The sequence below is a fragment of the Streptomyces sp. NPDC002133 genome, from assembly GCF_040296405.1.
In the GTDB taxonomy this organism is placed as follows: Bacteria; Actinomycetota; Actinomycetes; order Streptomycetales; family Streptomycetaceae; genus Streptomyces.
Map to the genome: position 1 here is coordinate 25,260 of NZ_JBEOXF010000010.1, position 18,146 is coordinate 43,405.

At 69.5% G+C, this 18,146-nt stretch carries 17 protein-coding genes and 3 pseudogenes; 14 read left to right on the forward strand and 6 right to left on the reverse strand.

All coding sequences use genetic code 11. The annotated features are described in order from the left end of the window. Positions 1 to 251 precede the first annotated feature (251 nt). The 3 genes and pseudogenes from ABT078_RS13775 to ABT078_RS13785 form a co-directional block, all read right to left on the reverse strand. Complete coding sequence (locus ABT078_RS13775) at positions 252 to 1,145, reverse strand: S1 family peptidase (protein ID WP_351227178.1); 894 nt, start codon at positions 1,143 to 1,145, stop codon at positions 252 to 254. 1,207 nt (positions 1,146 to 2,352) lie between these two features. Then, positions 2,353 to 3,054, reverse strand: coding sequence for a type 1 glutamine amidotransferase domain-containing protein (locus ABT078_RS13780; RefSeq protein ID WP_351227180.1), 702 nt, complete (start codon positions 3,052 to 3,054; stop codon positions 2,353 to 2,355). 529 nt (positions 3,055 to 3,583) lie between these two features. Next, positions 3,584 to 3,871, reverse strand: a pseudogene (locus ABT078_RS13785) (flavoprotein); the annotation flags it as partial. A gap of 195 nt (positions 3,872 to 4,066) precedes the next feature. Here ABT078_RS13785 and ABT078_RS13790 point away from each other — a divergent pair. Together ABT078_RS13790 and pstS are read left to right on the forward strand one after the other, a co-directional pair. Further along, entirely contained in the window at positions 4,067 to 4,447 is a 381-nt protein-coding gene (locus ABT078_RS13790; RefSeq protein WP_351227182.1) for an ArsR/SmtB family transcription factor, read from the forward strand. Between the two features lie 358 nt (positions 4,448 to 4,805). Beyond that, on the forward strand, positions 4,806 to 5,951 hold the full coding sequence (pstS, locus tag ABT078_RS13795) for a phosphate ABC transporter substrate-binding protein PstS (RefSeq protein WP_351227184.1): 1,146 nt from the start codon (positions 4,806 to 4,808) through the stop codon (positions 5,949 to 5,951). A gap of 177 nt (positions 5,952 to 6,128) precedes the next feature. Here the strand turns inward: pstS and ABT078_RS13800 are convergent. Then, a pseudogene (locus ABT078_RS13800) lies at positions 6,129 to 6,362 on the reverse strand (aquaporin family protein); the annotation flags it as partial. Between the two features lie 85 nt (positions 6,363 to 6,447). Beyond that, on the reverse strand, positions 6,448 to 7,434 hold the full coding sequence (locus tag ABT078_RS13805) for a LacI family DNA-binding transcriptional regulator (protein WP_351227446.1): 987 nt from the start codon (positions 7,432 to 7,434) through the stop codon (positions 6,448 to 6,450). A gap of 220 nt (positions 7,435 to 7,654) precedes the next feature. On the opposite strand from ABT078_RS13805, the gene iolC reads away from it, so the two are divergent. The 12 genes and pseudogenes from iolC to ABT078_RS42675 all read left to right on the forward strand — a co-directional run bounded on the left by iolC (position 7,655) and on the right by ABT078_RS42675 (position 17,501). Beyond that, positions 7,655 to 8,599, forward strand: coding sequence for a 5-dehydro-2-deoxygluconokinase (gene iolC / locus ABT078_RS13810; RefSeq protein WP_351227186.1), 945 nt, complete (start codon positions 7,655 to 7,657; stop codon positions 8,597 to 8,599). Then, positions 8,593 to 9,474, forward strand: coding sequence for a Cgl0159 family (beta/alpha)8-fold protein (locus ABT078_RS13815; RefSeq protein ID WP_351227188.1), 882 nt, complete (start codon positions 8,593 to 8,595; stop codon positions 9,472 to 9,474). Before iolC ends, ABT078_RS13815 begins: the two co-directional genes overlap by 7 nt. Further along, positions 9,471 to 10,328, forward strand: a complete 858-nt coding sequence (iolB, locus tag ABT078_RS13820) for a 5-deoxy-glucuronate isomerase (RefSeq protein WP_351227190.1) — start codon at positions 9,471 to 9,473, stop codon at positions 10,326 to 10,328. The genes ABT078_RS13815 and iolB overlap by 4 nt, the downstream gene beginning before the upstream one ends. A 16-nt stretch (positions 10,329 to 10,344) precedes the next feature. Beyond that, a complete protein-coding gene (gene iolD / locus ABT078_RS13825; protein WP_351227192.1) occupies positions 10,345 to 12,201 on the forward strand; it encodes a 3D-(3,5/4)-trihydroxycyclohexane-1,2-dione acylhydrolase (decyclizing) in 1,857 nt (618 codons plus the stop codon). A 60-nt stretch (positions 12,202 to 12,261) separates the two neighbouring features. Beyond that, positions 12,262 to 13,203, forward strand: a complete 942-nt coding sequence (locus ABT078_RS13830; RefSeq protein ID WP_351227194.1) for a TIM barrel protein — start codon at positions 12,262 to 12,264, stop codon at positions 13,201 to 13,203. A gap of 37 nt (positions 13,204 to 13,240) precedes the next feature. Continuing rightward, a complete protein-coding gene (locus ABT078_RS13835) occupies positions 13,241 to 14,248 on the forward strand; it encodes a Gfo/Idh/MocA family protein (protein ID WP_351227196.1) in 1,008 nt (335 codons plus the stop codon). Positions 14,249 to 14,295: 47 nt separating this feature from the next. Beyond that, positions 14,296 to 14,538: pseudogene (locus ABT078_RS13840) on the forward strand (chitinase); the annotation flags it as partial. Positions 14,539 to 14,817: 279 nt separating this feature from the next. Continuing rightward, the gene (locus tag ABT078_RS13845) at positions 14,818 to 15,306 is read left to right on the forward strand and encodes a hypothetical protein (RefSeq protein WP_351227198.1); all 489 of its coding nucleotides are present in this window, start codon (positions 14,818 to 14,820) and stop codon (positions 15,304 to 15,306) included. A gap of 142 nt (positions 15,307 to 15,448) precedes the next feature. After that, the gene (locus ABT078_RS13850) at positions 15,449 to 15,655 is read left to right on the forward strand and encodes a hypothetical protein (RefSeq protein ID WP_351227200.1); all 207 of its coding nucleotides are present in this window, start codon (positions 15,449 to 15,451) and stop codon (positions 15,653 to 15,655) included. Further along, complete coding sequence (locus ABT078_RS13855) at positions 15,639 to 16,163, forward strand: DUF6879 family protein (protein ID WP_351227202.1); 525 nt, start codon at positions 15,639 to 15,641, stop codon at positions 16,161 to 16,163. The genes ABT078_RS13850 and ABT078_RS13855 overlap by 17 nt, the downstream gene beginning before the upstream one ends. Then, positions 16,153 to 16,995, forward strand: coding sequence for a helix-turn-helix domain-containing protein (locus ABT078_RS13860; protein ID WP_351227204.1), 843 nt, complete (start codon positions 16,153 to 16,155; stop codon positions 16,993 to 16,995). Before ABT078_RS13855 ends, ABT078_RS13860 begins: the two co-directional genes overlap by 11 nt. A 278-nt stretch (positions 16,996 to 17,273) precedes the next feature. Next, positions 17,274 to 17,501 carry a DUF7848 domain-containing protein gene (locus ABT078_RS42675; protein WP_502981214.1) on the forward strand — a complete coding sequence of 76 codons (228 nt, stop codon included), beginning with the start codon at positions 17,274 to 17,276 and terminating at the stop codon, positions 17,499 to 17,501. A gap of 42 nt (positions 17,502 to 17,543) precedes the next feature. Here ABT078_RS42675 and ABT078_RS13865 read toward each other — a convergent pair whose 3' ends face one another. Beyond that, on the reverse strand, positions 17,544 to 17,996 hold the full coding sequence (locus ABT078_RS13865; protein WP_351227206.1) for a hypothetical protein: 453 nt from the start codon (positions 17,994 to 17,996) through the stop codon (positions 17,544 to 17,546). Positions 17,997 to 18,146: the final 150 nt, after the last annotated feature.

Sequence of the window (18,146 nt, forward strand, 5' to 3'; positions counted from 1 at the left end):
AGAGCGGGGAGGTGAGGGATGACACGGGCGGCGGTCGGTCCGTGTCCTCGGTGGCCGGCGCGGTGCTCGCGGCCGTCGACGACCAGGACGCGGTGGGGCGGCCGTCCACCGAACGATGAGCGGCCCGCCACTGCCGGCGACCCACCGGTTCTCCGGGGCGGTGCCTCGGCCACGGCAGCGAGGTGCGGCGCCGTGGCCGAGGCCGTCGCATGGAGCGGAGCGGAAGTCCCGATCCGTGGATGTCTGTCGGGTCAGCGGCCGCGGCCGAGCTTCTCCTTCACCCGCTTGCCCTCGGGAGACTCGGACAGCGTGTTCCACAGCTTCGACGAGCTGAGGGAGGTGTACACGCCCGGGGCGCCCTGTGCGGCGCAGCCGTCACCGTAGGAGACGATGCCGATCTGGATGGGCTGGCGGCGCCCGGGGACTTCGCGGAAGAGCGGGCCGCCGCTGTCGCCCTGGCAGGAGTCCTTCCCCTCGACCCCGGCGCAGATGTTGACCTTGGAGTTGTAGCTGTTGTAGCTGACCTTGCACTCGTCGTGCGAGACCAACGGCACCTTGACCTTGCGCAGCCGGTCGGGGGTGTGGGGCATGTCGGTGTCGGTGTTGCCCCACCCGGTCACCACGGCCTTCGCGCCGGGGCGGATCAGCGCGTCCGTGCCCGGGGTGGGCAGCTTGACGGGGGCAACGCCGGTGACCGGTCTGGCGAGTTCGACGAACGCCAGGTCGTAGGCCTCGTTGCCCCTGGTGTAGCGGGGGTGCACGACGATACCGCCTGGATCGCCCTCCCCCAGCGACGGCCGGGCGTTGCGGATCTGGCCCTGCTGCGCGTTGGACAGCACCGTACGGCCGACGACGATCTGAAGTTCCTTCGCCTCCATGCCCACGACACAGTGGGCGGCGGTCATGACGACGTCCTGGCTGATCAGGCTGCCACCGCAGAACTGGCGCTCGAGGGCGTTACCGGGGCCCTTGGTGAGCAAGGCCGCCATGAAGGGGTACGCGTCGTTGGACACGTCCGTGCCGCCGATGATGCGCGCGCCCGGCTTCGTGCTCCGCTCCTCGTCGGCCTGAGCCGCGGGAGCGGCTGCCGCGACCATGGTGACGGCCGCGCTCGACGCCAGAGTGGCGGCGGCTATCCGCCTCACACGACGACGGGAAAAGGACAATTGCATGGGGGGTTGTCTCCACTTCTGCGGGAATCTGCTCCGACAGGCATGAAAGGGCCCGGAGCACGCAACGCGCACGCAGGCACGTACACATTCACGTGGGCGTGCCTGTACGCGTACATGCATACGCGTACAGGCATACGCCAAGCCCAACTCGCCCGGCAGGAAGGGGCGTTGGAGACATTAGGGGAAATTGCCCGGCCGCGTCAAAGACTCTCACACGAATAGGAGTAGTGCAGGACTGAACAATTGATTGCGCATTCCTCTCGCCAATTCGTCAGACGTGAAATCCGGCCGCGAGGTTCAGCCCTCCGTCAATATTTTCTCCGGGTGAACGGGCAACCCCCTTGAGGAGGAGGTCGGTCCACTTCGGCGACCGCCCCGGTCGTCCACCCCATGGCTCGTGGACCGCCGGTCGTACGCCGCTTCGCCGATGGGCGGCAGCCGCGAGATCCAGGTGCGCGCCGGCCCCGCCGGCCTGGCGCCGCCCCACTGACCTCAACCCCTCCGCGGCGACATCAGGGCGCCCCCAGTGGATGCCGTCGTCCTGCTGCTCCTCTCCGGTGCAGCCCTGATGCGTCAACGGTGGTGTTCCGCTTGGACTCCCCCGCTCGTGCGTCCCTTCGTCCGGCACGTTGCCGTTGTCGTGCCGACGGCGCCACAGGCCGTGCTGCCGCCCGCCCACGAAGGCACGCGGTTGCACCCACCTCACCGGCGACGAGTTCCACGAGGGCCTTCAGCGGCCGGCAGCGGCCGCCCGGGCCGAACCGCTCACCGGGCCCGCGCCGGTCACCGAGCGCCCACGACGTGACTGTGCTGACCGTTGTCCGAGAACAGGGGCGGGCGCGGGCGCCGAGCCCGGTCGGCGCCGTCCGGCCGTGCGCCCGAGGCGACGAGCGCGGGGCGCTGCGGTTCCGGCACACCGCACGATCGCCGTGAGGGACCTGCTGACCTTCACGTTCGGGCTCGGGATGCTCATGGCGGCGCCCGACGCCCACCCGATCCGGGCAGCGGTGCACGCGTCGGGGCTCTGCAGCGGCGGCACCTTCCGCCTGCGACCCCGACGAGTGGATGCGACGCCGACGAGTGGATGCGACGCCGCGGCTCATGCCGCTGTCCGGCGGTCGGACCGCCATATCAGGTACGCCCCGTGGCGTAAGGGCCGCCGGACACGGCCCCGCGGCCCTCAGACAGTGCTCAGCCGCTTGACGACCGCCTGGGCCACCGCACGTGCGCTGCCGGGGTTCTGACCGGTTATCAGGCGCCCGTCCTCGACCACATAGGTTTCGAAGGGCTTCGACGCCGTGCTGTACTCGGCCCCGAGCTTCCCGAGCTCCTCCTGAAGGTTGTAGGGCACCGCCTCCGCCCTCTTCGCCAACTCCTCCTCGGGCCAGGAGAAACCGGTGACTCGCTTGCCCTTCACCAGGGGCTCCCCGTTGCTCAGGACCACGTTCAGCAGTCCGGTTGCGCCGTGGCAGACCGTCGAGACGACGCGGCCGGTCTCGTAGAATCTGGCCATCAGGTCTTCCAGCTCCTGGCTCTGCGGGAAGTCGAACATCACCCCGTGGCCGCCGGTGAGGTAGATGGCGTCATAGTCATCGAGGTCCACGTCCGAGATCTTCATCGTGTCCTCGAGAAGATCCATGTACTGCCGGTCGGCATAGCGCTTCTCGGTGCCGAGTTCCGCGAGCACCTCATGGGACAGGCTCTCCGGGTCGAGCGGCACCTTGCCGCCGGACGGGCTCGCGATGTCCATACTGAATCCGCCGTGTTCCGCGACGTCCCAGAAGTGGGTCAGCTCTCCGAGCCAGAGGCCCGTGCGCATGCCGACCTTCTTGTACTCGTCGACATTGGTCACGATCACCAGGATTTTCTTCGTTGCAGACATGCCACTGCCCTTTTCGGAGAAGATTTCACGGCGGCTGCTGCCGACTTCTGCGCCTGCCCCGTGCCCTCGGCCGTCTGCCCGAGGCGGCAGCAAGGCATACGTCGCCCATGTCAATTCGACCCTAGACCCGTCATGTTCGGCCGGCAACGCGGAGCGGACGTACTCGTCGACGGCCGGCCGGGAGACACGCGGAGTGAGAGCACATGCACAACGCGGCGTTGAATGTACCCCTATTGCCCGGCTCCGATCACGAGGCGTACGGGGACCCCTGACGGCAGCGACCCGAGACCCGATACGGGTCCCGGCCCGAGCTACGCCCTCACGGGCAGCTCCCGGTGAGTGACGAGCGGCCGGCCGGCGAGTGCGGAGAGGGTGCAGGCCGCGAGGATGACGGCCAGAACTGGGCAGGCACAGCGCGGGGCGTACGGCGCGAGGCCGCGACCGGCCCCTGGCATCGGCCGTGGCCTCGAGGGCGTCTGTGCGGGCGCCGGTGCGGGTGTCGACGTTCGTCGCGGTGGTCAGGTCGGCGACCGGAAGTGACGGGGATGCCTACGCCGATCTGGAGAGTCGCCGGGGTGGCGCAGCAGCCGCTGTCACCGGCCGGGCCGGCTTCGGGCTCGTCGAACAGGCCCGCGCCACCGCATACGTCCGTCTCGGGAAGGGCCAACTCCACACGCTCGGCGGCCTCCTGGTCACCTGCCGGCGCGGCGGCGACGGAGCGGACCTGCTCATGGCCCGTCATGGCCAGGAAGGTCGGGGCGCGGCGGTAGGACTTCATACCGACCGGATAGATCTCCTTCTCCGGGTGGGACAGCTCGGCCGATGACGACGACGGGCAGCTCGGTGGCGGCGGGCGTGGTCACGACGACGCCTCGTTGTTTCGATGCCTGTCGATGGCATGCGCCGGACAGCAAGGCAGCTGTTTCGATAACCGTCAACATAGACATACATCGAATCAATCTCCCGGCACACCGCACCACGAGCTTGAATTGACATGTGTCAACATAGATGCATGCCGAATACCGAGGCGTTGCCGCTGCTGGAGCCCGAGGTCACGGATGCCCCCGAGGCCGTGGCGCCGTGCTGCCCGCCGCTGACCGAGCGCCCGCTGACGGCGGAGGAGGCCGTGCGCACAGCCGCGATGTTCAAGGCGCTGGGCGACCCGGTCAGACTGCGCCTGTTCTCTCTCGTTGCCGCGCACGAGGGCGGCGAGGCGTGCGTCTGCGACATCTCCGACGTCGGCGTCTCCCAGCCCACCGTCTCCCACCACCTGAAGAAGCTGAAGGAGGCGGGCCTGCTCACGTCCGAGCGGCGGGGCACCTGGGTGTACTACCGCGTCGAGCCCTCCGTGCCGGCCGCGATGGGTCAGCTGCTGCGCCACTACAGCGCCTGACACCACCCCCACCGCACCGGCTGCGGACTCAGGGCCGGGAGCCGGGATCTGCCCCGACGTCGGGCGGGTCAGTTCGAGCTGTGCCTGCCGACCGCAGGAGGGGAGGGCTTGCACGCACTCCCCGCCGAGCGGGGAGTGCGTCGATCTGCCCGGGCCGCTCCCTCCACGCTGTCGCGTCGTGGCCCGCAATCGCCACCACAAGGACGGCGACACGACACCAACCGTTCGCACAGACTTCGCCCTTGCACCCGGAATATCGCTGATCATCTATATGTCTGGCGAAGAGGTGCCGCCAAACCCTCGGGCCGACGCCTCGGCATGCGCCTCCGCATGCCGCGCAGAAGACCGGGAGAGCAGAGTGCAGCATCGGCACAAGGGCCGCAGACGTTTCCTTCCCGTCGGGGCGGCGGTGGCCGCGACCGCGTTCGCGGTGACCGGCGCAGCGATCATCGCGATCGGTCAGTCCCGCGACTCCCAGGGCAGCGATGATCGTGCCGACGCCCTGCCGCCCCCGGCTCGGATCGCCTGCGCCGAGGACGGCAAGTTGCCCGGCTCCGGTTCGACGGCACAGAAGAACGCGATGGAGCACTGGATCAAGGAGTACCAGCGGGCGTGCCCCGGGGTGCAGATCGCTTACAACCCGGTGGGCTCCGGCGCCGGGGTGGCCCAATTCTTGCGGCAGGCAACAGTTTTCAGCGGCACCGACAGCGCTCTGAAGCCCCAGGACGTCGAACGGTCGAGGAACGTCTGCCCGGGCGGGCGGGCGATCGACCTGCCGATGGTCGGCGGTCCCATCGCCATCGGCTACAACCTCCGCGGCGTGGACAACCTCGTCCTCGACGCCGAGACCCTTGCGAAGATCTTCGACTCGGAGATCACCAACTGGGCCCATCCCGCGATCCGCAAACTGAACCCGGACGTCAACCTCCCCGAGCTGGCGATTCAGGCGATCCACCGGTCCGACGACTCCGGTACGACGCAGAACCTCAACGCCTATCTCTCCGGTGCCGCCTCAAAAGAGTGGCCGTATCCGAAGGAGAAGGACTGGCAGGGCAAGGGCGGCCATTCGGCGGCCGGCTCCGACGGGGTGGCAACCAGTGTGCGCAACAGCGAGGGAGCGATCGGCTATTTCGAGCTCTCCTTCGCCGCCGGCCTGAAGATCCCCACCGTCAAGATCGACACTGGAGCCTCGCAGCCGGTGGAGGCCAGCCCTGAAACGGCGTCGGCCGGTATCGCCAGCGCCGAAGTGGTCGGCAAGGACGACGACCTGACGCTGAAGTTCAACTACGCGACGAAGGCCGAGGGCGCCTACCCGATCGTCCTGGTCACCTACGAGGTCGTCTGCGACGGGGGCAACCAGCCCGAGATGCTTCCCGCGTTGAAGTCCTTCCTCGCTTACACGGCCAGCGAGGAGGGGCAGGAGGTCCTTCCGGGCATGCACTACGCACCGCTGCCCGACAAGGTGGCCGTTCAGGTGCGACAGGTCATCGACACGCTGTACTGAGACGGAGAGAACGGGCGTGACCAGGTGCCGGTCACGCCGATGACTCCGCTCGCGCGCCGTCTCCCCAGTCGGCTTCGCGGCTCGGAAACGGGCCGGGACTGCGAAGGCGGCGGTCGGTGGCGACTCCAGCCTGACCGCCGCCGACCCGCACCACAGCCGCCGCTCGAGTCGTGTTGGTCATGCCTCGCGCTCAGGGCCGGTCTTGCCCCGCATGAAAACGACTGCCACCAGCGCCAGTCCGACGACGGCCCCCAGAAGCCGGGCGGCGATGAAGCCGGGCAGCGAGCCCGGGACCAACCCCGCGAAGGTGTCGGTGAACGCCCGGCCGATGCTCACCGCCGGGTTTGCGAAGGAGGTCGAGGAGGTGAACCAGTAGGCCGCGCCGATGTACGAGGCGACCGCGACCAGCGCGGCGGTGCCGACCAGTTCGGCAGCGGCCCGGCCTGCCGCCTCCGTAGGCCGGCGGGGGCCTGGCCGTCCGGCGGGAGGGCATCCCTCACGCCCCCGGCGGCGGTCCCGTCGTCCCGCGCACCACCAGCCGTGGTTCCAGCACCAGTTCGCGCGGCTCCTGCTCCGCGTCCTCCAGCCGGTCCACCGCGAAACGCACCGCGTGCGCGGCCTGGGCGGCGGCGTCCTGGCGGACCGTGGTCAGGTCGATGTGCGACAGATGGGAGAGGTGGCTGTCGTCGAAGCCCGCGACCGAGATGTCCCCCGGCACCTCCAGCCCCGCCCCGGCGAGGCTGTGCAGCAGGCCGACGGCGCAGCGGTCGTTGGCCGCGAGGACCGCGGTGGGGCGGGCGTCCTCCTTGGCCAGCAGCCGCCCGGCCGCGATGCCCGCCTCCTCGGTGTGCGCGCCGGGGATGACCCGGATCTCGTCCGCCAGGCCGTGCCGGCGCATCGCGGCGCGGTAGGCGCGGCGGCGCTCCGCGGAACCGGCGCCCCGGCCGCCGTCGATGTGGGCGATACGGCGGTGGCCGAGGGTGACGAAGTGGTCGATGACCTGGCGTACGCCCTTGCCCTCCGCCGTACGGACGCTGTCCGCGCCGCCGCCCGGCGCATCGGCGCCCACCACGACCAGGGAGGAGCTGCGCCGCGCCAGTTCGCCGAGGTAGGCGGCGTCCGATTCGGGCCCGAGCAGGATCAGCGCCTCGCAGCGGTGGCTGAGCAGCGCCTCGGCCGCCCTGCGCTCGTCGCGCCCGGGGGCGCGGGCCGACAGCAGCACGTCGTAGGCCAGGCGCTCCGCCTCCGGGTAGATCGCCTCCACCAGGTCGGCGTGGAAGGGATGGTGCAGGGTCAGCAGTACGCCGATGGTGCGGCTGCGGCCGCGGGCCAGCAGCCTTGCGGCGCTGTCCGGCTGGTAGCCCAGCTCGTCGGCTGCCCTCAGGACGCGCTGCCGGGTCTGCTCGCTGGCGCCCGGCTGGTTGCGGAAGACCAGGGAGACCAGGGCGCGCGACACGCCCGCCCGGGCGGCCACGTCCGCCATGGTGGGTCGCTTCTGGTCGGTTCCTGCCAACGCTCCACTCCTGTCCTGTCGCGCTCTCCCGCGGTCCTGCAGACGCGCTCCTTCGCGGCTGCTCACCTGCGGGGCCGCGAGGAAGCGTGCTCCCCCGTCCGGCCGCCGCCCGCACTCTTGACATCCCGGCGCGACGGGATCATCGTACTCGCATCTAGCGCGCTCTAGTAGAGCGCGACAGGAGGGATTCATGGCACTGGATGTGCTGACGATGGGGCGGGGCGGCGTGGACATCTACCCGCTGCAGAGCGGCGTGGGTCTGGCGGAGGTCACCTCGTTCGCCAAATACCTCGGCGGCAGCCCGACGAACGTAGCCGTGGCGGCGGCCCGCTACGGGCGCGCCGCCGCTGTCGTCACGAAGACGGGGGCCGACCCCTTCGGCACGTTCATCCGCACGGCACTCACGGGCTACGGCGTCGACACCGCCCATGTGGGCGTCTCCCCGGGGCTGCCGACGCCGGTGACGTTCTGCGAGATCTTCCCTCCGGACCACTTCCCGTTGTACTTCTACCGCTTCCCCAAGGCGCCGGATCTGGACATCACTCCCGAGGAGCTGGACCTGGACGCGGTCCGCTCGGCGAAGGTGTTCTGGATGACCGGCACCGGACTGTGCGAGGAGCCGAGCCGCTCCGCCACGCTGGCGGCCCTGCGGGTGCGCGGGCGGAGGGCGCACACGGTCTTCGACCTGGACTGGCGCCCGATGTTCTGGAGCACTCCGGCCCGGACCTGGTACGAGGAGGCCCTGGCGCACGCGACCGTCGCCGTCGGCAACATCGACGAATGCGAGGTCGCCACAGGCGAGCGCGACCCGCATGCCGCGGCCCGAGCACTGCTGGCCGCCGGCGTGGAGCTGGCCGTCGTCAAGCAGGGCCCGCGCGGTGTGCTCGCCGTGCACCAGGACGGCACCACGGTGGAGCGGCCGCCGGTACCGGTGGAGGTGGTCAACGGCCTCGGCGCAGGAGACGCGTTCGGCGGCGCGCTGGTGCACGGCCTGCTGGCGGGCTGGGAACTGGACCGCATCATCGCGTTCGCCAACGCGGCCGGCGCTCATGTGGCCGGACAGCTGGCCTGCTCGGACGCCATGCCCACCGAGGCCGAGGTGGCCGAGCGGCTGAAGGCGGCCGGCACATGGTGACGGAGCGGATCCAGGAGCTGACCTCGCTGCGGGTGCGCGATCCGGAGGCGGTGGCCGCTGCGGCCGCTGCCCGGACACGTGCCAAGTCGCCGCTGGGCGACACCGGACGGGCGATGATCATCGCCGCCGACCATCCGGCACGCGGGGCGACAGCGGTGGGAGGTGACAAGTTGGCGATGGCGGACCGCGCCGAGCTGCTGCGGCGGCTGTGCCTCGCGCTGGAGCGGCCCGGGGTGACAGGGGTGCTGGGCACCGCCGACATCCTGGAGGACCTGCTGCTGCTCGGCGTGCTGGACGGCAAGTGCGTGGTCGGGTCGATGAACCGGGGCGGGCTGGCCGGTTCGGTATTCGAGATCGACGACCGGTTCACCGGCTACGACGCGCACACCATCGCCGAGCTACGCTTCGACGGCGGCAAGATGCTCACCCGCATCGCCCTCGACGATCCGGCCACCGCCGGCGTCCTGCAGAACTCGGCCCGGGCGGTCGACGAGCTGGCCGAGCGGCGGCTGCTGGCCATGGTGGAGCCGTTCCTGTCCCGCTGGGAGGACGGCAGGGTGCGCAACGACCTGTCGCCCGACGCGGTCGTCCGCTCGGTGGCCGTCGCCTCCGGACTCGGCCGGCGCAGCGCCTACACATGGCTGAAGCTGCCGGTGGTCGACGACATGGAGCGGGTCCTGGCAGCGACCACGCTGCCGGTGCTGCTGCTCGGCGGCGATCCGGGCGACGCGGCCGCGGAGCGGGAGGCGCTCATCAAGTGGCGGCGGGCGCTGCGGCTCCCCGGGGTGCAGGGGCTGGTCGTGGGCCGTTCGCTGCTGTATCCGGCGGACGGCGATGTGGCGGGAGCCGTGGACAGGGCGGTGGGACTGCTGTGAGCGAGAGACATCTGCGAGCGGATACGGCGGCCTCCGGGCCGTACCGGACGGTGATCACACCGGGGTCGGCGGGCTGGGTCCACTCGGGCCTGCGGATCCTCGAACTGGCCCCCGGCCGGGAGCACGTCCTCGGCACCGGCGACGCGGAGCATCTGGTGCTGCCCCTGTCCGGCGGCTGCACGGTGACCGTCGACGGCACGTCGTACGAACTGAAGGGCCGCGACGGCGTGTTCGGCGCACCCACCGACTTCCTCTACCTGCCCCGCGACTGCGAGGCCCGCGTGACCAGCCCCGGCGGCGGCCGTTTCGCGCTCCCGTCCGCCCGCTGCGAGCGGCGCCTCGCGGTGCGCTACGGACCCGCGGATGAGGTGCCCGTGGAGCTGCGCGGGGCAGGCAGCTGCAGCAGGCAGGTGCACAACTACTGCCTGCCTCAGACCTTCGAGGCCGACCGGCTGCTGGTGTGCGAGGTGCTGACGCCGGGCGGCAACTGGTCGTCGTATCCCCCGCACAAGCACGACGAGGCGCGGCCGGGCGAGGAGAGCGAGCTCGAGGAGATCTACTACTTCGAGGTGGCGGACGGGGGCATGGCCTATCAGCGGGTGTACGGCACCCCCGAGCGCCCCGTCGACGTCCTCGAGGAGGTCCGCAGCGGCGACTCGGTGCTGATTCCGCACGGGTGGCACGGGCCGTCCATGGCCGTGCCCGGCTACGACCTGTACTACCTCAACGTGATGGCGGGGCCCGGCCCCGAACGCGCCTGGCTGATCTGCGACGACCCGGCGCACGGCTGGATCCGCACCACCTGGGACGACCAGCCCACCGATCCCCGGCTGCCCTTCGGAGGGGCGCGATGACCTTTGGAGGGCCGCGATGAGACTGACCACCGGCCAGGCGCTCGTGCGTTTCCTGGCGAACCAGTACAGCGAGCGCGACGGCCACGAGCGGCGGCTGATCGACGGCGTCTGGGGGATCTTCGGCCACGGCAACGTGGCCGGGATCGGGCAGGCGCTCGTGCAGTACCCCGACGAGCTGCCGTACTTCCTGGCCCGCAACGAGCAGGCCATGGTGCACACGGCCGCCGCCTACGCCAAGATGAACAACCGTCTGGCGACCTACGCCTGCACTTCCTCGGTGGGCCCCGGCGCCACCAACATGGTCACCGGCGCCGCCCTGGCCACCACCAATCGGCTCCCGGTCCTGCTGCTGCCCGGCGACACCTTCGCCACCCGCGTCGCCGACCCGGTGCTGCAGCAGCTGGAGGATCCCCGGCAGGGCGACGTATCGGTGAACGACGCACTGCGGGCCGTGTCCAAGTACTTCGACCGGATCGAGCGCCCCGAACAGCTGATCCCCGCTGCCCTCGCGGCGATGCGGGTGCTCACCGACCCGGTGGAGACGGGGGCGGTGACGTTGTGCCTGCCGCAGGACGTGCAGGCGGAGGCATTCGACTGGCCTGGGGAGTTCTTCCGCCGCCGGGTCTGGCACGTCGGCCGGCCGCAGCCCGAGCCCGACGCGCTGGAGCGCGCGGTGGCGCTGCTCCGCCAGGCGCGGCGGCCGCTGATCGTCGCCGGCGGTGGTGCGGTGTACGCCGAGGCCTGGCCGCAGCTGCGGGAGTTCGCATCGGCGACGGGCATCCCGGTGGCCGACACGCACGCCGGGAAGGGCGCGATCCCCTGGGACCACGAGTGTGCGGTGGGCGGGCTCGGCGCCACCGGCTCCAGCGCCGCCAACGCCCTCGCCGCCGAGGCGGATGTGGTGCTCGGCATCGGCACCCGCTACAGCGACTTCACCACCGCGAGCCGGACGGTCTTCGCCGATCCGCAGGTGCGGTTCATCAACCTCAACGTGGCGCGGCTGGACGCCGTGAAGCACTCCGCCGAGCCCCTGGTCGCCGACGCCCGGGCGGGTTTGGAGGCCCTGGCCCGCGAGCTGTCGCAGTGGCGGACCGGCGAGGCGTACCGGGCGCGGGTACGGGAGCTGGCGGCGGACTGGCGGCGGGCGACCGACCGCGCCTACCGGCTGAACCACGGCCCGCTCCCCGCCCAGACCGAGGTGCTGGGCGCGTTGAACGAACTGCTCGACGACCGGGACGTGGTGATCAACGCGGCCGGCTCGATGCCCGGTGATCTGCAGGCGCTGTGGCGGGCACGCGATCCGAAGGCGTACCACGTCGAGTACGCATACTCCTGCATGGGTTACGAGATCGCCGCCGGGGTCGGGGCGAAGCTGGCCGCGCCCGACCGCGAGGTGGTGGTCCTGGTCGGCGACGGCTCGTATCTGATGATGTGCCAGGAGCTGGTCACCGCCGTCTCCGAGGGGCTGAAGCTGACGGTGGTGCTGGTCGACAACGGCGGCTTCGCCTCGATCGGGGCGCTGTCGGAGTCCATCGGCTCACAGCGCTTCGGCACCCGCTACCGCTACCGCGACGAGAAGTCCGGGCTCCTGGACGGCCGCATGCTGCCGGTGGATCTCGCGGCCAACGCGGCGAGCCTGGGCGCGCGGGTGCTTCGAGCCGCCACGGTGGAGGAGTTCCGTGGCGCCCTCGCGGAGGCCAAGGCCGCCGACCGGACGACCGTCGTGCACGTCACCACCGACCACCTCAGCCCCGGCCCGCCGAGCTCCGCCTGGTGGGACGTGCCCGTGGCCGAGGTCGCGGAGATCGACTCCACCCGGCAGGCCTACGCGTCGTACGAGGCCGCCAAGCGGGCGCAGCGGCCGTATCTGTGAACCACCGCACCGACCGCACCGAGAGCCGTGACAACCCCTGAACCCGAGAGGCCGCACACCATGACGACCACCCCCGCCGCCCGTCTGACCGCCGGCAACCTCTGCCTCGGCTCCGCTCCCGACTCCTGGGGAGTGTGGTTCGCCGAGGACGACCGGCAGGTGCCGTACACCCACTTCCTCGACGAGCTGGCCGAGGCCGGCTACCGCTGGCTGGAGCTCGGCCCGTACGGCTATCTGCCGGTCGAGCCGGAGCGCCTGGCCGACGAGCTCGCCGCGCGCGGTCTGAAGGTCTCCGGCGGCACCGTCTTCGGCGCCCTGCACCGGCCCGAGCAGTGGGACGACATGCTCGCCCACACTCGACGCGTGGCCGCGCTGACCGCCGCCGCCGGGGCGCACCACCTGGTGTTCATCCCGCCGCTGTACCGGGACGAGAAGACCGGTGCCTTCACCGAGCCGCCGGAGCTGGACGCCGCGCAGTGGGCCGCCGTGGGGCAGGCCGCGGACCGTCTCGGCCGGATTCTGCTCGACGAGTACGATGTGCGCCTGGTCGTCCACCCGCACGCGGACAGCCATGTCCAGACCCAGCCGGAGATCGAGCGCTTCCTGAACGCCACCGACTCCCGCTACGCCAACCTGTGCCTCGACACCGGCCATGTCGCCTACGGCGGCGGCGACAACGTGGACCTGATCCGCCGCTTCGGCGAGCGCATCGGGTACGTCCACATCAAGCAGATGGACCCGGCGATTCTGGCCCAGGTCGCGGCTGAGGACCTGTCCTTCGGCGAGGCGGTCAAGCGCGGTGTCTGCGTGGAGCCGCCGGCGGGTGTGCCGAACCCCGCGGACATCGTGGAGGCGCTCTCCGGGCTGGAGGCCGAGCTGTTCGTGATCGTGGAGCAGGACCTCTATCCCTGTGCGCCCGAGGTGCCGCTGCCCATCGCGGTGCGGACACGCGAGTACCTCAACGGCGTCGGTCTGAGCGGCATTCGCCGCCCCGTGCACTGACCTCGACCATCAGCCGGACAAGGAGGACACGCCCCGCATGACGATACGTATCGGAGTCATCGGCACCGGCGCCATCGGCCGGGAGCACATCGAGCGCATCACCCGGACCATCAGCGGCGCAGAGATCGGCGTCGTCACCGATATCGACACCGCCCTCGCGGAGAAGGCCGCCTCGGAAGCCGGCGGCGCGCGTATCGCCGCCGACGGCGCCGAGCTGACCGGCGCCGATGACGTGGACGCCGTCATGGTCACCTCCTGGGGCCCGACCCACGCGGAGCACGTGCTGGGCGCCATCGCCGCCGGCAAGCCGGTGTTCTGCGAGAAGCCACTGGCCACCACCGCGGAGGACTGCCTGCGCATCATGGCCGCCGAACAGGCCCACGGCCGGCGGCTGGTGCAGGTCGGCTTCATGCGCCGCTACGACGCGGGTTACCGGGAGCTGAAGCGCATCATCGACGACGGCGGCATCGGCCACCCGCTGATGATGCACTGCGCCCACCGCAACCGGGCGGTCCCGGAGGCCTACACCACGGACATGGCCGTCCTGGACTCCGGTGTGCACGAGATCGACGCCGCTCGCTGGCTGCTGTCCGACGAGATCGTCTCCACACAGGTGGTGCTGCCCCGCTCCACCAGCAGGCGCCATCCGCACCTGAAGGACCCGCAGTTCTTCCTCTTCGAGACGGCCGGCGGGGTGCGGATCGACCTGGAGGTGTTCGTCAACTGCCATTACGGCTACGACATCCAGTGCGAGACGGTGGGTGAGACGGGCCTGATCCGCCTTCCCGACCCGGCGCGCGTCCAACTGCGCGGGAGCGCCCGTATCGGCACGGCGATCGACCAGGAGTGGGACGACCGCTTCTCGGCCGCGTTCGACACGGAGATCCAGGCCTGGGTGGACTCCGTCACCGCCGGAACGGCCACCGGCCCGTCCGCCTGGGACGGCTACGCGGCCACGGCGGTGGCGTCGGCGACGGTCGAGGCACAGCGCACGGGGGCGGTCGTGCGGGTCGAGATGGTGGAGAAGCCGTCGTTCTACGCGTGAGCGGAGTGCGGGTGCGCCCCTGAACGCCGTTATGGTCCGGACCTATTGGCTTCGTCGCGCAGACGGACTGCCTGAACCAGGGCCTGGTGGTGCAGGGCACCACGATCCGGATCCCCTACGACCAGCAGGCCCCCGGTCTGCCGGCACAACCGGGCGCCGGGGGCGGCCATATGTCGCCCGCCCTCGTGGCCCAGGCCTGGCGGCACTGCAACGGCGCCCTGAAGGGCCTGATGCCCTGGTCCGTCAACTGGGACGGGTCGAAGAACTGGACGTTCGGCGACAACGTGTAGTGCCTGATTTCTTGATCGGCCGAAGTGGTTGGTCAGGGTAAGAAACCCCAGGTCAGGGGCCAGATCTTCAGGTCTGGCCCCTTCCTTTTGTCTCCGGCTTGACCAGCCTGCTTCCTGGCCCTGTGCTGACTTGGTGCTGACTCTCCGGACGGGTCCGTACGTACTCTGACCTGGAGCTTCGAGATGCCGTGCCGGGCCGGAGAGAACGGGGGGCGCACCTGGGACCGGGCATGGGAAACCCGGTACGCATGCGGAAGGGTCGCCGGGCAGGATGAGGGAGTGGCTGACCTGCTGTGGGGTGACGTCAGAGGGTTCTTCGACCCCGATCTGATGGGCGCGCTGCCGGACGTGCTCGTTCCCGGGGCCTCGGTCGAGGACTGGCAAGCTGTCCTCGACGTTGTTGACGTGAGCGGATGGAAGTGCCAGTACTCCGAAGGAGAGTCGGTGCTTCCCATACCTCGGGCAGGGGCAGTTCTGTCCCGCCAGGCTGACGCGGAATGTCCGCAGCTTAGGGTCTGGCTGACACCCGAGGTGCTGGTGATCTTCCGCTTCTACTCGGCAGACGAGATCGACTTTGATGTCGACCTGCGGGAACTCCAGGGGCAGGAGCGCCTGGACTTGTTCTGCGGATTTCTCACGGCTATTGGACGGCGGTTCGGGAAGCCGGTGCTGATGGATGCCGAGGGCGGCGACGGCAGCCATCCCGTACTCGGGTTCGAGGTCGAGAGCGATCGGGTCGTGCTGTTGGCGGAGCCGTTCGTTCCCTGACCGCTGTTGGCTCGCGCCTCCTGGAACGACCCCTCTTTATGCGACAACGCGAATATTCGCGTTGTCGCATGGACGGCGACGACTCCCCCTCCGTACGGTCGTGATGCCGCCCCACGAGGGGCGCGAGACAGGGGGTTTCACCATGGCCAGTGAGGAACTGACTCGGCTGACCGGCAACGGGAACGGCGAGTGCGGCAAGGACGACTGCCCGAACATCTACCGGACCGTGTCCGGCTCGTTCGTCGTCCAGGGTGACGTGTCCCACGCGTTCACCGCTCCTGACGGGGAAGGGCTCGTGGAGATCCCGGAGGAGACGTTGAGGGAGGCTTTCCGTGCTCTTGGCTGGTGAGGCGTGGGCGGTGCGCTTCGATCGCTTCACACGGGAGGCGTGGCGCCTTGAGACACTGCCGCAGTACCTCATGCCGCAGGAGGAAGAGGAGTTCGCAGCGTTCCGTGCTGGAGCCCGCATCGCTCCGGAGACCGTGGCGAACGAGTACACCGTTCGGCTACGCCGACAGGTTGCGGAAGGGCGTACACAGGGCCGCGTTCACGTTGTCACTCTCCCTCTCTCGGATTACCTGCGTTTCGAGTTCCACCACTACTACAAGGCCCACGCCTTGGCCGGCGAGCAGATCCGCATTCTCGACGTCACGGAAAGGCCCAACCCGCTTGAGGGCGTGCAGGACTTCTGGATGTTCGACCACTCCGAAGTGGTTCTCATGAACTACCACCCGGACGGCAGGCAGATCAGTCGAGAAGTACACATCGGCGATACAGCGCCGTTCGTCGAGTACCAGCGGATCGCGGTATCCGAGTCGGTTCCCTTCGAGGAGTATGTGAAGGGCCTTGACCTTTGAGCCAGAGGCCCTAGGTCAATCCAGGTCAGACCTAGCGGCGGTCCTGAAGAACGAGCGCAAGCGGGCCGGATGGACTCAAGTCCGGCTCGCGAAGCGCTGCAACATGAGCCAGACAAAGATCAGCAATATTGAGAGCGGGAAACTCACCCCTGCCATAGTCGACGTAGAGCTGATCCTTGATGCCCTCGGTGCAGAGGGGCCGCTGGCTGCCGAGATCCTCGCCCTTGCCCGCTCCGCGAACACCGAGTGGCAGGACCACTGGAGCTCGCGCCGCAGGGGGCTGGACAAGAAACAGAACGAACTGGCCAGGCTTGAGGCAGTCTCCACAGAGTTCCGCTACTTCATGCTCTCCATGATTACCGGCCTTCTCGCCACACCTGAGTACGTGCGTGCGAGCATCGCTGACGTTCCTGGAGACCAGTCCAAGACCATCGCGAAGAAGCTGGAGCGGCAAAGCGTCCTGGTCAATCCGGAGAAGTGGTTCACGTTCCTGCTGACGGAACAGGCCGTCAGGTGGCCACTGCTTCCACCCCTGGAAATGGCCATGCAGATGGACCGGCTCGTGTCTGTGTCCCGTATCCCGAATGTGCGGTTGGGCGTGATCCCCTTGGGAGGACACATTCCAGAGCGCCCCCTTACCACGTTCACCGTTTATGACCGTCGCCTGGCCACTGTGGAGACAGGAACAGGGGCCTTGATGCTCCGGGACCACCGGGACGTGAACGTGTACCGGGAGGACTTCGAACGGTACGAGGGATACGCCGTGTGGGGTGACGATTGCCGCTCGCTCCTGAACGACTGGGCCGTGATCTTTACCCGACCACGCCAATAAACGTGGGCGCAGCCGACTCGCCCGATGAAACTGGTTGCTCGCTCGGGACATTCGGTCGGGGAGGCGGTAAGCGTGAGTAATCCGAGAACGACGATGAGCGGCCCGGTGCATTTGTCTCTGCCCCGGACTCCGCCTGACCCTGCGCCCGGCTGTGGGGTGTGCGCGGCGTTGGTCTCGCAGCGCCAGTCGGCGCGCGACAGGGGTGACCTGTCGGCGGCGACAGACGCGGACGTGGAGATCCGCAACCACCCGCACCGGACACGTGGTCGGGGGCGGCCGTGAGCCGCTCTGTCCTGCGCTATGTAGAGCACCGGATCACGCAGCACCCGGGCACGGACGTGACGTTCGAGGCGGAGTGCCTGGCCTACGAGTGCGGGTGGTCGGCGCAGCCGTCGGCTGACGGTGGTGCCGTGGACGTGGAGTGCATGAGCCATACCGGTCGGACAGGGCACGGGAGCTTCCGGCGCGTGTGCACGTCGTTCGCCTTTGTGGTGCGGACCGAATAGGGGCACACCACCTTGGTGTGCTGGGAATCTTGACCGGTGCGGCTACGAGCCGTGCGGTGGCTTGGCGTCCCAATCGACGCGGGTCTGAAGCGTGACTGGGAGAATTTCGAGTTCGTCGTCCGCCAGAAGCAGCTCGGAGGTCTGTGCCGAGCAACCAACGTAGGTCGACAGCAAGTCGTAGTCGGTAGCGACCACCCAGCTGCGATCTTGCGGCCACCAGAATTCTGGGCCGCTCTCTCCCACCAGGTCCCTCACCGATTCTCTTACGTCCTCCAGGTCGGCCAGGGAGCTGTGACGGACGAGAGGTTCGTCGTTGTCGCCCCAGAGCATGGCCGCCAGGTCGTAGGCGAAATACACGGCCTGCTTCCCGGAAACCATGCCGAGCAGGCGAGCAAGCGCCCGTCGGCTCCGCTCGTCGAGAGCCCCATCATCGGCCACCCACAGAGGTTGTCCCGTGCTGAGCTCCTGGCGCCGCAACCACCGTTCGTGCCACATGGCAGCACCTTTGGGGCGTGAAGCCGGGGGCCCTGTCAGGTCAGGTCACGTGACGGGCGACGCGCATGCCAAGAGCGGCCCGGCAACGTTGCTCCACGACTCGCCTCGCGCGAGAGCGGCTGCCCCCTCCGTACGCAGTGACTCGACCAC